Origin of the sequence: Streptomyces sp. CG 926, assembly GCF_003148825.1 — a bacterium.
GTDB lineage: Bacteria > Actinomycetota > Actinomycetes > Streptomycetales > Streptomycetaceae > Streptomyces.
Map to the genome: position 1 here is coordinate 342,007 of NZ_QGGZ01000002.1, position 13,401 is coordinate 355,407.

The 13,401-nt window shown below is 69.5% G+C and carries 12 protein-coding genes; 7 read left to right on the forward strand and 5 right to left on the reverse strand.

Going from position 1 to position 13,401, the window contains the following annotated elements; all coding sequences use genetic code 11:
- Positions 1-282: 282 nt before the first annotated feature.
- The 5 genes from lpdA to BCL76_RS06695 all read left to right on the forward strand — a co-directional run bounded on the left by lpdA (position 283) and on the right by BCL76_RS06695 (position 7,931).
- Positions 283-1,671 carry a dihydrolipoyl dehydrogenase gene (gene lpdA, locus BCL76_RS06675; protein ID WP_109778584.1) on the forward strand — a complete coding sequence of 463 codons (1,389 nt, stop codon included), beginning with the start codon at positions 283-285 and terminating at the stop codon, positions 1,669-1,671.
- A gap of 54 nt (positions 1,672-1,725) precedes the next feature.
- Entirely contained in the window at positions 1,726-3,516 is a 1,791-nt protein-coding gene (gene sucB / locus BCL76_RS06680) for a 2-oxoglutarate dehydrogenase, E2 component, dihydrolipoamide succinyltransferase (RefSeq protein WP_109778585.1), read from the forward strand.
- Positions 3,517-3,738: 222 nt separating this feature from the next.
- Positions 3,739-4,362, forward strand: a complete 624-nt coding sequence (locus tag BCL76_RS06685) for a GntR family transcriptional regulator (RefSeq protein ID WP_030772204.1) — start codon at positions 3,739-3,741, stop codon at positions 4,360-4,362.
- A 230-nt stretch (positions 4,363-4,592) separates the two neighbouring features.
- Positions 4,593-7,277, forward strand: coding sequence for a pyruvate dehydrogenase (acetyl-transferring), homodimeric type (aceE, locus tag BCL76_RS06690; protein WP_109778586.1), 2,685 nt, complete (start codon positions 4,593-4,595; stop codon positions 7,275-7,277).
- A 135-nt stretch (positions 7,278-7,412) separates the two neighbouring features.
- Positions 7,413-7,931, forward strand: coding sequence for a DUF4240 domain-containing protein (locus BCL76_RS06695; RefSeq protein ID WP_109778587.1), 519 nt, complete (start codon positions 7,413-7,415; stop codon positions 7,929-7,931).
- Here BCL76_RS06695 and BCL76_RS06700 read toward each other — a convergent pair whose 3' ends face one another.
- Positions 7,932-8,708, reverse strand: a complete 777-nt coding sequence (locus BCL76_RS06700) for an SDR family NAD(P)-dependent oxidoreductase (protein WP_109778588.1) — start codon at positions 8,706-8,708, stop codon at positions 7,932-7,934.
- A gap of 86 nt (positions 8,709-8,794) precedes the next feature.
- Here BCL76_RS06700 and BCL76_RS06705 point away from each other — a divergent pair, with 86 nt between their 5' ends.
- On the forward strand, positions 8,795-9,451 hold the full coding sequence (locus BCL76_RS06705; RefSeq protein WP_109778589.1) for a TetR/AcrR family transcriptional regulator: 657 nt from the start codon (positions 8,795-8,797) through the stop codon (positions 9,449-9,451).
- An 80-nt stretch (positions 9,452-9,531) separates the two neighbouring features.
- On the opposite strand, the gene BCL76_RS38470 is transcribed toward BCL76_RS06705, so the two are convergent.
- Positions 9,532-10,053 carry a hypothetical protein gene (locus BCL76_RS38470; RefSeq protein ID WP_146228326.1) on the reverse strand — a complete coding sequence of 174 codons (522 nt, stop codon included), beginning with the start codon at positions 10,051-10,053 and terminating at the stop codon, positions 9,532-9,534.
- A 140-nt stretch (positions 10,054-10,193) separates the two neighbouring features.
- The gene (gene glnA / locus BCL76_RS06715; RefSeq protein WP_109778591.1) at positions 10,194-11,603 is read right to left on the reverse strand and encodes a type I glutamate--ammonia ligase; all 1,410 of its coding nucleotides are present in this window, start codon (positions 11,601-11,603) and stop codon (positions 10,194-10,196) included.
- A 185-nt stretch (positions 11,604-11,788) separates the two neighbouring features.
- On the opposite strand from glnA, the gene BCL76_RS06720 reads away from it, so the two are divergent.
- Positions 11,789-12,256 (forward strand): RDD family protein, encoded by a 468-nt coding sequence (locus BCL76_RS06720; RefSeq protein WP_109778592.1) that lies wholly within the window; start codon positions 11,789-11,791, stop codon positions 12,254-12,256.
- A 92-nt stretch (positions 12,257-12,348) separates the two neighbouring features.
- Here the strand turns inward: BCL76_RS06720 and BCL76_RS06725 are convergent, their stop codons facing one another.
- Positions 12,349-13,047 (reverse strand): DUF4191 domain-containing protein, encoded by a 699-nt coding sequence (locus tag BCL76_RS06725; protein ID WP_030731021.1) that lies wholly within the window; start codon positions 13,045-13,047, stop codon positions 12,349-12,351.
- A 10-nt stretch (positions 13,048-13,057) separates the two neighbouring features.
- A complete protein-coding gene (locus BCL76_RS06730; protein WP_030389055.1) occupies positions 13,058-13,255 on the reverse strand; it encodes an SCO2195 family GlnR-regulated protein in 198 nt (65 codons plus the stop codon).
- Positions 13,256-13,401 lie beyond the last annotated feature (146 nt).

Genomic DNA, 13,401 nt, shown 5'->3' on the forward strand with positions numbered 1-13,401 from the left:
GTCCGTGTGCGCTCCGCGTGCCGTCCGCGTCCGTCTCACGACGAAACCTGAAGGAATCGGTAGGTATCTCGGTAGGTACCTACGCACAGGTAACCCTCGGTCCGGGCTGATCGCCCGATCACATCGTGGGCCCGGCGTCCCGCGTTCCCCCGACAAATGCGAAGATGGGTTCTCGGCAGGACAGGGCCCCCACCACAGGGCCGAAGAAACAAGCGGCCGTATACCAGCCGCCGCCCGGTCACTGAGGACCGGTGCCCGGCGCACATGCATGGAGGACGTGACGTGGCGAACGACGCCAGCACCGTTTTCGACCTAGTGATCCTCGGCGGTGGCAGTGGCGGTTACGCCGCGGCGCTGCGCGCATCCCAGCTGGGTCTGGACGTTGCCCTGATCGAGAAGAACAAGCTCGGCGGCACCTGCCTGCACAACGGCTGCATCCCCACGAAGGCTCTGCTGCACGCGGGCGAGATCGCGGACCAGGCTCGTGAAGCCGCCCAGTTCGGTGTCAAGACCTCCTTCGAGGGAATCGACATCGCGGGTGTCCACAAGTACAAGGACGAGGTCATCTCGGGCCTGTACAAGGGTCTGCAGGGCCTGGTCGCCTCCCGCAAGGTGACCTACATCGAGGGAGAGGGTCGCCTCTCCTCCCCGACTTCCGTCGACGTGAACGGCCGGCGCATCCAGGGCCGCCACATCCTGCTGGCGACCGGCTCCGTGCCGAAGTCGCTGCCGGGCCTGAACATCGACGGCAACCGCATCATCTCCTCGGACCACGCGCTGGTCCTGGACCGCGTCCCCGAGTCGGCGATCGTCCTGGGCGGCGGCGTCATCGGCGTCGAGTTCGCCTCGGCGTGGAAGTCCTTCGGTTCCGACATCACCGTCATCGAGGGCCTCAAGCACCTCGTGCCGGTCGAGGACGAGAACAGCTCGAAGCTGCTGGAGCGCGCGTTCCGCAAGCGCGGCATCAAGTTCAACCTGGGCACCTTCTTCGACAAGGCCGAGTACACCGAGAACGGCGTCCGCGTGACGCTGGTCGACGGCAAGTCCTTCGAGGCCGAGGTGCTGCTGGTCGCCGTGGGCCGTGGCCCCGTCTCCCAGGGTCTGGGCTACGAGGAGCAGGGCGTCGCGATGGACCGCGGCTACGTCCTGGTCGACGAGTACATGCAGACCAACGTGCCGACCATCTCGGCCGTCGGTGACCTCGTCCCCACCCTCCAGCTCGCGCACGTCGGCTTCGCCGAGGGCATCCTGGTGGCGGAGCGTCTGGCCGGCCTCAAGGCCGTCCCGATCGACTACGACGGTGTCCCGCGGGTCACCTACTGCCACCCCGAGGTCGCTTCCGTCGGCATCACCGAGGCCAAGGCCAAGGAGATCTACGGCGCGGACAAGGTCGTGGCCCTGAAGTACAACCTGGCGGGCAACGGCAAGAGCAAGATCCTCAAGACCGCGGGCGAGATCAAGCTCGTCCAGGTCAAGGATGGTGCCGTGGTCGGCGTCCACATGGTCGGTGACCGGATGGGCGAGCAGGTCGGCGAGGCCCAGCTGATCTACAACTGGGAAGCTCTGCCGGCCGAGGTCGCGCAGCTCATCCACGCGCACCCGACCCAGAACGAAGCGATGGGCGAGGCCCACCTGGCCCTGGCCGGCAAGCCGCTTCACTCCCACGACTAATTCGTCACGGGCGCGACGACCACTTCCGCACTTTCGTTAGGAGCAACTGAAACCATGTCGGTTTCCGTAACCCTTCCGGCGCTCGGTGAGAGCGTCACCGAGGGCACTGTCACCCGCTGGCTGAAGGCCGAGGGCGAGCGCGTCGAGGCCGACGAGCCGCTGCTCGAGGTCTCGACCGACAAGGTCGACACCGAGATCCCCTCCCCTGTGTCGGGCATCCTGGCCTCCATCAAGGTCGCCGAGGACGAGACCGTCGAGGTCGGCGCCGAGCTGGCCGTCATCGACGACGGCTCCGGCGCTCCGGCCGAGGCCGCTGCTCCGGCCGCCGAGCCGGCCGCTGCCGCCGAGGCCCCCGCGGCCGCTCCGGCTCCGGTCGCCGAGGCCCCCGCGGCCCCGGCTCCCGCCGCCGAGGCTGCCGCTCCGGCCGCCGCCGCTCCGGCTGCGTCCGGCACCGATGTCGTGCTCCCCGCCCTGGGCGAGTCCGTCACCGAGGGCACCGTCACCCGCTGGCTGAAGCAGGTCGGCGAGTCCGTCGAGGCCGACGAGCCGCTGCTCGAGGTCTCCACGGACAAGGTCGACACCGAGATCCCCGCGCCGGTCTCCGGCACCCTGCTGGAGATCCGGATCAACGAGGACGAGACCGCCGAGGTCGGCGCCGTCCTGGCCGTCATCGGCGCCGCCGGTGCCGCTCCGGCCGCTCCGGCTCCGGCTGCCGCCCCGGCCCCCGCGGCCGCTCCGGCTCCCGCTGCCGCCCCGGCCCCCGCGGCCGCTCCGGCTCCCGCTGCCGCTCCGGCTCCGGCCGCCCCGGCCGCTCCGGTCGCCGCCCCGGCTCCGGTCCAGGCCGCCGCCCCGGTGGCCGCTCCGGCTCCGGTCGCCCCCGCCGCCCCGGCTCCGGCCGCTCCGGCGTCCGCCGGTGACGAGGCCGCGTACGTGACCCCGCTGGTGCGCAAGCTCGCCTCGGAGTCCGGCGTCAACCTGTCCACGGTCTCGGGCACCGGTGTCGGTGGCCGTATCCGCAAGCAGGACGTCCTGGCCGCCGCCGAGGCCGCCAAGGCCGCTGCCGCCGCCCCGGCGCCGGCCGCAGCCGCTCCGGCCGCGAAGGCTCCGGCCGCCGCGGTGTCCGAGCTGCGCGGTCAGACGGTCAAGATGACCCGCATGCGCAAGGTCATCGGCGACAACATGATGAAGGCCCTGCACTCGCAGGCTCAGCTCAGCTCCGTGGTCGAGGTGGACATCACCAAGATCATGAAGCTGCGCGAGAAGGCCAAGGGCGCGTTCCTGGCCCGTGAGGGCGTCAAGCTCTCGCCGATGCCGTTCTTCGTCAAGGCCGCTGCCCAGGCGCTGAAGGCCCACGCGGTCGTCAACGCCCGGATCAACGAGGACGAGGGCACCATCACCTACTTCGACTCGGAGAACATCGGCATCGCCGTGGACTCCGAGAAGGGCCTGATGACCCCGGTCATCAAGGGTGCCGGTGACCTCAACCTGGCGGGCATCTCCAAGGCGACCGCCGACCTGGCCTCCAAGGTCCGCGGCAACAAGATCACGCCGGACGAGCTGTCGGGCGCGACCTTCACCATCAGCAACACCGGCTCGCGCGGTGCGCTGTTCGACACGGTCATCGTGCCGCCGAACCAGGTCGCCATCCTGGGCATCGGTGCCACGGTGAAGCGCCCGGTGGTCATCGAGACCGCCGAGGGCACGAACATCGGCATCCGCGACATGACGTACCTGACCCTGTCCTACGACCACCGCCTGGTGGACGGCGCGGACGCGGCCCGGTACCTCTCGGCCGTCAAGGCGATCCTCGAGGCCGGCGAGTTCGAGGTCGAGCTCGGCCTGTAAGGCTCACCGCACAGCCCCGGCTGTCGCACACGGCGCCCTCGCCCGGAACACCCTCCGGGCGGGGGCGCCGTCGTCGTGCGCCTCTGGGAGCCCTGGTCCGGAGCCTGTTGTAACCAGCCTCACCCGGCGTCCCCGACCGGGAACGCATCCGGTGGGGGCTACTCGGCCGTATTGTCTACGCATCACCCGCCTGCGCGCCCCACAGGAGATGAAGCCCCGATGATCACCCCACCCGTCGTGCACTCGCTGCGCGAGCAGATCCGCGAGCACATCGTGGAGGGGATCGTCAGCGGCCGCTGGAAGCCCGGCGAGCGGATCGTCGAGCGCCGGATCGCCGTGGAGCTGGAGGTCAGCCAGACCCCCGTACGGGAGGCCCTGCGCGAGCTGGAGACGCTGCGGCTGATCGAGTCGGCGCCGAACAAGGGCGTGCGCGTACGGAACCTCTCCGCGGCCGACCTGGAGGAGATCTACCCGGTCCGGGCCGGTCTGGAGCAGATCGCGGCCGAGCTGGCCGCGCCGCGGCTCGCGAGCGACTGTTCGGCGCTGGAGCCGCACGTGGCGGCGCTGTGGGAGGCCGACCGGACCGAGGACGGGACCGCGCAGGTGCGGCACACCGTCGGGTTCCACCGGGAGATGGTGCGGGCGGCCGGGAACAGCGTGCTGCTGCACACCTGGGAGAGCCTGGGCATCGAGGTCTTCACCGCGCTGTCCATCCGTTGGCTGGGGACCGTGCAGAAGTCGTACGCCGAGGAGCACGAGGCGCTCGTCGAGGCGTTCCGCAGCCAGGATCCGGACATCGGCGTGCTCGTGAAGCGGCATGTCCTGGGGTGCGCACCGCGCGCTTGATCGACCGAGGGCGGGCCTGTTTGTCCGCGTTTGACCGGCACCGCGTGCCTTTTCCGCTGGCACGCGGTGCCGACTTTCGCCGGATCGACGTTTCTTTGTCACTTTCATTTGATCGATCATCGATCAGCGATTTACAGTCGTCGCGGACCTCAACCAGGTCCACCGACCCTGTCCTGCCCGTCAGGGATTTTTTCACCACCTCTCCTTTGTCCGGAAGGCGGCGCACAGCAATGTCCGACCCCGTAGGAAAGCTTCCGAGCGAGCTCGACCAGCTCCCGGATCGCGACACCGAGGAGACCGCCGAATGGGCGGCCTCCCTCGACGCCGTCGCACAGGCCGCCGGTACGCGCCGCGCCGAATACCTGCTCCGCCGCACGCTCCAGCACGCCGAGGCCGCCGGCCTCGCCCTGCCGAAGCTGCTGGAGACGGACTACGTCAACACCATCCCGACCGCCGCGGAGCCCGAGTTCCCCGGTGACGAGGAGATGGAAGCCAAGATCACCGCATGGAACCGCTGGAACGCGGCCGCCATGGTGACCCGCGGCTCCAAGTACGGCGTCGGTGGCCACATCGCCACCTTCGCCTCCGCCGCGTGGCTCTACGAGACCGGCTTCCAGCACTTCTTCCGCGGGAAGGAGGCCGACGGATCGGGCGACCAGCTCTACATCCAGGGCCACGCCTCCCCCGGCATCTACGCCCGCGCCTTCCTCGACGGCCGGATCTCCGAGCAGCAGCTCGACAACTTCCGCCAGGAGTCCGGCGGCAACGGCCTGCCGTCCTACCCGCACCCCCGGCGCCTGCCGTGGCTGTGGGAGTTCCCGACGGTGTCCATGGGCCTCGGCCCGCTGTCCGCGATCTACCAGGCGCGGTTCAACCGCTACCTGCAGAACCGCAGCATCAAGGACACCGCGAACTCGCACGTCTGGGCCTTCCTGGGCGACGGCGAGATGGACGAGCCCGAGTCGACCGCCGCCCTGGCCCTCGCCTCCCGCGAGCAGCTCGACAACCTGACCTTCGTCATCAACTGCAACCTGCAGCGCCTCGACGGTCCGGTCCGCGCCAACTTCCGCGTGGTCCAGGAGCTGGAGGCCCAGTTCCGCGGCGCCGGCTGGAACGTCATCAAGTCGCTGTGGGGCTCCGCCTGGGACGAGCTGTTCCAGCTCGACACCACGGGCGCCCTCGTACGCCGCCTGCGCGAGGTACCGGACGCGCAGTTCCAGACGTACGCGACCCGCGACGTGGCCTACATCCGCCAGCACTTCTTCGGCGCCAACGCCGAGCTCGTCGCCCTCGGCGGCCTGCTCACCGACGCGAAGATCGCCGAGTGCTTCCACAGCTCCCGCGGCGGCCACGAGCCCCGCAAGGTCTACGCCGCGTACAAGGCCGCCCTGGAGCACAAGGGCGCGCCGACGGTCATCCTCGCGCAGACCGTCAAGGGCTACACGCTGGGTGCCGGGTTCGAGTCGAAGAACGCGAACCACCAGATGAAGAAGCTGACGATCGACGAGTTCAAGGACATGCGTGACCTCCTTGGCCTCCCGATCCCGGACAGCGCCTTCGCCGACGGCAAGGTCCCGTACGGTCACCCGGGCGCGAACAGCCCCGAGGTGCAGTACCTGAACGAGCGCCGCTCCGCGCTCGGCGGCCCCGCCCCGGCCCGCAAGGTCCGGCACGTGGCCCTGCCCGCCCCGGCAGAGCGCTCCTTCGCCCCGCTGCTCAAGGGCTCCGGCAAGCAGGAGATGGCCACCACCATGGCCTTCGTCCGGCTCGTCAAGGACCTGATGCGGGACAAGGAGACCGGCAAGCGCTGGGTGCCGATCGTCCCCGACGAGGCCCGTACCTTCGGTATGGAGTCCCTCTTCCCGTCGGCCGGCATCTACTCGCCGCTGGGTCAGACGTACGAGCCGGTCGACCGCGACCAGCTGATGTACTACAAGGAAGCCAAGGACGGCCAGATCCTCAACGAGGGGATCACCGAGGCCGGCGCCATGGCCGACTTCATCGCCGCCTGCACGTCGTACGCGACGCACGGCGAGCCGATGATCCCCTTCTACATCTTCTACTCGATGTTCGGCTGGCAGCGCACCGCCGACCAGATGTGGCAGCTCGCCGACCAGCTCGGCAAGGGCTTCATCGTCGGCGCCACCGCCGGTCGTACGACCCTGACCGGTGAGGGCCTGCAGCACGCGGACGGCCACTCGCACCTGATCGCGTCCACGAACCCGGCGTCGCTCAACTACGACCCGGCCTTCGCGTACGAGATCGCGGTGATCGTCAAGGACGGTCTGCGCCGGATGTACGGCGAGCAGCCCGAGGACGTCTTCTACTACCTCACGGTCTACAACGAGCCGAAGGTGCAGCCCGCGATGCCCGAGGGCGTCGAGGAAGGCATCCTCAAGGGCCTGTACCGCTTCAACACGGCGGCGGACCTGGCGGAGGCGGGCCCGGCCGCCGACGCCCCGAAGATCCAGCTGATGGCCTCGGGTACGGCGATCCACTGGATCCTGGAGGCCCAGAAGCTGCTGGCCGCCGACTGGAACGTGGCCGCCGACGTCTGGTCCGCCACCTCCTGGGGCGAGCTGCGGCGCGACGCGCTGGAGTGCGACGAGGCGCTGCTGCGCGGCGAGGTCCGCACCCCGTTCGTCACCCGCGCGCTGGAGGGTGTCACCGGCCCGGTGCTCGCCGTCTCCGACTGGATGCGTCAGGTCCCGGACCAGATCAGCCAGTGGGTGGAGCAGGACTACACCTCGCTCGGCACGGACGGCTTCGGTCTGTCCGACACCCGTGAGGGCGCCCGCCGCCACTTCGGTGTCGACGCACAGTCGATCGTGGTGGCCTCGCTGGCCCAGCTCGCCCGCCGCGGCGAGGTACCGGCGTCCGCCGTCAAGGAGGCCCGCGAGCGCTACGGCCTGTAAGGTCCCACGCCCGCGTCGCGCCCGCGTACAGCACGGCGAAAGGCCGGTGTCCACCCCGCCGAGGGGGTCGGACACCGGCCTTTCGCCGTAAGCGCGGTGGCGCCTGGAGGGCGGACCCGTGATGCTGGAGCGGTGATGGACGAGACGGAGTTCTGGGAGATCGTCGACCGTACCCGCGAGGCCGCCGACGGCGACCCCGAGGAACACGCCGAGCTGCTCGTGGAGCGGCTCGCACTGCTCGACCCGGACTCCGTCCTCGACTTCGCCCGGCACTTCGAGTCCCGGTACAACCGGGCGTACACCTGGGACCTGTGGGGCGCGGCCTGGGTGCTGCTCGACGGGGCGAGCGACGACGCCTTCGACTACTTCCGCTGCTGGCTGATCGGCCAGGGGCGGGAGGTGTTCGAGGGCGGGGTGCACGATCCCGACCAGCTGGCCGAGCTCTTGGGCGACTTCGACGAGGAGATCGACGGGGACGGCGAGGAGCTGGGGTACGCGGCCGACGAGGCGTACGAGCAGTTGACCGGGGCGGTGGCGCCGGATCTGGGCGTCCCGCTGCAGCCGGCCGAGCCGGAGGGCGCCCCGCTGGACTTCGAGAACGAAGCCGTGCTCGCGGAGCGCTTCCCCCGGCTGTGGGACCGGTTCCGCGCCTGATCAGTAGTGCGTGCCGCCGTCGATGCGGATCTCCGTACCGGTGATGAACGCACCGTCCTCGGAGCCGAGCATGGCGACGACCCCGGCGACGGTCTGCGGGCCGGCGAAGCCCTGGCCGAGGGCCGGGGCCAGCTTGGTGAAGAGGGACCAGTCGGTGTCCTCGGGCAGGCCGGGGCCGGTGCCGGTGGTCATCCCGCTCTCGATGGAGCCGGGCGCGACGCTGACGAAGCGCAGGCCCTGCTTGCTGTACTCGGCGGCCAGCGCGTGGGTCATGGACTGGATGCCGCCCTTGCTGGCCGCGTAGGCGGACATGTAGGGGTGGGCGAAGGACGCCGAGGTGGAGCTGAAGTTCACGACGGCGGGCCGTTCGCCCGCGAGCAGCGCCGGGAGGGACTCGCGGATCATCAGGAAGGTGCCGGTGAGGTTGACCCCGATGACCCGGTTCCACAGGTCGAGCGTGGTCAGGTGGGTGTGCTCGGAGCGCAGGATGCCGGCCGCGTTGACCAGCAGGTCGATGCCGCTCCCGCCGAGGGCGGCGACCGCGGCGGCCACGCCCTCCTTGACGGCGTTCTCGTCGGATATGTCGAGGAGCGCGGTGGTGAGCCGGTCCGCGTGACCGTCGGCCGCGGCCCGGTCGGCAGTGGCCTTCAGCCCGGCCTCGACGACGTCCACGGTGTGGACCCGGCCGCCCTCGGCGAGGATGCGGTGGACGGTGGCCTGGCCGATGCCGGAGCCACCGCCGGTGATGAGGACGCGTCGTCCTTCGTAACGGTTCATGGCGCGAGCCTACCCAAGCAATGGCACGTTTTGCCATGACGACAAAGAATGCAATCGCCGAGGTTGGCGAGGAGTACGCTTCACCCGTGAGATCCCCTCGTCCGTACTCTCCCCAGGCCGGCCCCGGAGCCCAGTCGCTGACCGAGCGCCGCAAGGCCGCCACCCAGCTCGACATCGCCCGCGCGGCCTGCGAACTGTTCGCCGAACACGGCCCCGACGGCACCACCGCCGAGGACATCGCGCATCGGGCGGGGGTGGCCCTGCGCACCTTCTACCGCTACTTCCGCAACAAGCAGGAGGCGGTGGCCCCCCTGCTGGCGGGCGGCGGTGACGCGTGGCGCGCGCTGCTCGCCGAGGAGGACCCCGGCACGCCGCTGGGCGAGGCGCTGGAGCGCGCGGTCACCCGATCACTGAGTGGAGAGCAGGCGGTCGAGGAGGGCCTGGAGGTGACCCGCGGCCTGCTGCGCGCGGCCGCGGACGACCCGGCCCTGCGCGGGGTCTGGTACCGCGTGAACCAGGACTCGGAGGAGCACCTGGTACCGGTGATCTCCCGGCTGGTGGGCCCGGCGGCCGACCCGCTGGAGGTACGGCTGCTCGCGGCGGCGGCCACGGACGCGATCCGTGTCGCGCTGGAGCTGTGGTCGACGACGGAGGCGCCGGTCTCGGGGCCGGGCTCCCCGGCGGAACTCGCGGTGCGCTGCCTGCGGGACCTCACAGGGGCGATGCCCCTGCTCCTCCGCTAGGGAGGAACGGGGGCATCGCAATCCGTTCACCTGGGTCGGGCTCTCGGCCCTACGCGCCCGGGTGGGGCTCTGCGCGGGGCTCAGCGACCACCCCAGCCGCCGCCACCGCCGCCACCGCCGCCCCCTCCGCCACCGCCACCCCAGTTGCCGCCGCCGTCGCCGCCGTTACCGCCGCCACCGCCCCAGTTGCCGCCGCCGTCACCACCACGACCGTTGCCCCAGTCGTCGTGGTTGCCCCAGTCACCGTTGCCACCGCGGCCGGAGTCGTTCCAGTTCCAGTTCGACCAGTTCGAGTCGTGCCGGCTGTTGTCGCGCCAGCTGTTGTCGCGCCAGCTGCTGTTGTCGCGCCAGTTGTCGTTGTAGCCGCCGACGCCGCCCTGGTCCCAGCACCAGCTCGGACGGTTGCGCCAGTCGCGGTCGCAGCAGACGTTCCACCTCGCGTCGGAGCGGTTCGAGGGGTACCGCCAGCAGTCGTAGCCGCCGTTACCGCCGCCGCCACCATTTCCCGCGACGACCGAGGCCGAGGCGCTGGCGACGGGCAGCAGACCTATCGCGATTCCCGCGGCGCCCGCCATGGCTGCCGCAACGATCTTACGGCGCATTCTCATGCACCTCCGCACATCTCTCGCTTATCAGGCTTTTAGGTCATTTCCACCCTCACTCGCCCATGCGGCCCTGTCAAAGCGGAAAGGCCCCCCGCCGCTCTCCGAAGAGAGTGGCGAGGGGCCTCCCATCAGGCATTTTAGAGGTCGAAGTAGAGCTCGAACTCGTGCGGGTGCGGCCGCTGCGCGATCGGGGCGATCTCGTGCGTGCGCTTGTAGTCGATCCAGGTCTCGATCAGGTCGGGGGTGAAGACACCGCCGGCCAGGAGGTACTCGTGGTCCGCCTCCAGCGCCTTGAGGACGTCCTCGAGGCTGGTCGGGACCTGCGGAACGCTCGCGTGCTCGTCGGGCGAGAGCTCGTAGAGGTCCTTGTCGATCGGCTCCATCGGCTCGATCTTGTTCTTGACACCGTCGAGGCCCGCGAGCAGCAGCGCCGCGAAGGCGAGGTACGGGTTGGACGACGGGTCCGGAGCGCGGAACTCGACGCGCTTGGCCTTCGGGTTCGAGCCCGTGATCGGGATGCGCATGGCGGCGGAGCGGTTGCGCTGCGAGTACACCATGTTGACCGGCGCCTCGAAGCCCGGCACCAGGCGGTGGTAGGAGTTCACCGTCGGGTTGGTGAACGCCAGCAGCGACGGGGCGTGCTTGAGGATGCCGCCGATGTAGTAGCGGGCGGTGTCCGAGAGGCCCGCGTAGCCGGCCTCGTCGTAGAACAGCGGGTCGCCGTTCGCCCACAGCGACTGGTGCACGTGCATGCCCGAGCCGTTGTCACCGAAGATCGGCTTCGGCATGAAGGTCGCGGTCTTGCCGTTGCGCCAGGCGACGTTCTTCACGATGTACTTGAAGAGCATCAGGTCGTCGGCCGCGGCCAGCAGCGTGTTGAACTTGTAGTTGATCTCGGCCTGGCCACCGGTGCCGACCTCGTGGTGCTGACGCTCGACCTGGAGGCCCTGGGCGTCCAGCTCGAGGGAGATCTCGGCGCGCAGGTCCGCGAAGTGGTCGACCGGGGCTACGGGGAAGTAACCACCCTTGTAGCGGACCTTGTAACCACGGTTGTTCTCCTCGGAGCCCGTGTTCCAGGCGCCGGCCTCGGAGTCGATGTGGTAGAAGCCCTCGTTCGCGGAGGTCGCGAAGCGCACGCTGTCGAACACGTAGAACTCGGCCTCGGGGCCGAAGTACGCGGTGTCGGCGATGCCGGTGGAGGCGAGGTACGCCTCGGCCTTCTTCGCGATGTTGCGCGGGTCGCGACTGTAGGCCTCACCCGTGATCGGGTCGTGGATGAAGAAGTTGATGTTGAGCGTCTTGTCCTTGCGGAACGGGTCCAGACGCGCGGTGGTGATGTCGGCACGCAGCGCCATGTCGGACTCGTGGATCGCCTGGAAGCCGCGGATCGAGGATCCGTCGAAGGCGAGCTCCTCCGCCGGGTCGAACGCTCGCGCCGGGATGGTGAAGTGCTGCATCACACCAGGCAGGTCGCAGAAGCGGACGTCGACGAACTTGACGTCGTTCTCCTCGATGTACTGCTTCACTTCGTCGGCGTTCTTGAACATCCAACTCCTCCTACTCCCGACCCCGGGGCAGGGACGGGCTTTATAGCTCGTGGTGCGTCAGTGCGGTGCCGCACGCTGACCCGACCATAAGCAGACGGGATTTCCCAAGCATGACCCATTTGTTTCGCACAAGTTAACCAGGGTCCGGCCGGAGGGCCGTGCGGCGCCACGGGTACCGTGTTCGGGTGGACAACAGACAGGCAATCGGATCCTGGCTCTCCGGCCCCCGCGCGGCCGCCGAGGAGATGGGCGTCGACTTCGGCTATCCGGGTCAGCGGCTCGGCCTGCCCCAGCAGGGTCCCGGCTCGGTGGCGCGTTTCGGGCGTCGGCTCGGCGCCGTCGCGATCGACTGGATCGGCTGCCAGGTGATTGCGTACGGGCTGATCACCGGCGGCGACCTGGCCGCGGCGGGCAACTGGACCCTCGCGCTCTTCGTGGCCCTCACCATCCTGACGGTGGGCACCGTGGGCTTCACCCCCGGCAAGCGGATCCTGGGCGTCCGGGTGATCTCGGAATCCGGCGGCCGTCTCGGCATCGTCCGGGTGATCCTGCGCACGCTGCTGCTGGCCCTGGTCATCCCGGCGCTGATCTGGGACCGCGACGGCCGTGGCCTGCACGACCGACTGGCCCGCGCCGTCCAGGTCCGCATCTAGGACCCGCCTTCCGCGAACGGACACAGGGGTGCCCCCCGGGCCTCGGGCTCGGGGGGCACCCCTGTGTCGTATACGAAAATCAGCTGACCGGGTCAGCGCATCTTTCCGCCGCGCGGCATCTTCATGCCCTTCGGCATGGGGCCCTTCGGCAGCGGCATGTTGCTCATGAGGTCACCCATGGCGCGAAGCTTGTCGTTGATCTCGGTGATCTGCGGGCCGGCCAGCACGCGCGGCAGCTTGAGCAGGGTGGTGCGCACCTTCTTGAGCGGCACCTCGCCCTCGCCCGTACCCACGATGAAGTCGTGCACCGGCACGTCCGGCATGATCCGGGCCAGCTTCTTCTTCTCGTTCGCGAGCAACGGCTTCACGCGGTTCGGGTTGCCCTCGGCGATCAGCACGACGCCGGCCTTGCCGACGGCACGGTGGACGATGTCCTGCTGCCGGGTCATCGCGACGGCGGGGGTGGTCGTCCAGCCCCGTCCCACGTTGTCCAGCACGGCCGCGGCCGCTCCCGGCTGGCCTTCCATCTGTCCGAAGGCAGCTCGCTCGGCCCGTCGTCCGAAGACGATCGCCATCGCCAGGAACGCCACCAGGAATCCCAGGATGCCCAGGTAGAGCTCGTGCCCGACCAGGAATCCGATCGCGAGGAAGACACCGAAGGTGACGATGCCCACGCCTGCGACGATCAGACCGACCTTCGGGTCCGCCTTGCGCGTCATCTTGTACGTCAGGGCGATCTGCTTCAGTCGCCCGGGGTTCGCAGCAGTCTCTGCGTTTGACTTCCTCGCCATACAGCGAAGTTTACGTGGCCTGCGGGGTTCGGGTAGCCGCGGCCTCAAGTACATGTTCGGTTTCGACCCGGTCCTTGGCCCTCTTGCGGTCCTCCAGGACCGCCGTCCAGGCGTTGCGGCGGGCCCCGCTCATCAGCAGGGACTCAATGCCCCGGAAGGCGTCGGAGAAGGTCGGGATGGCAATGGCGCGTACGGGCGCGGCCTGCATGGTGTCGATCCCTTTCACGATGCTCGCGTCGGCGTGATGCGAGCGTTGTGTGCGGTGCGTGGACCAAGCGTCACTGACTGGTGTTACCAGGGCATGACCGGTCGGTCAAATGTGATGTACACGTTGCAAACACTGACGCGGCCCAC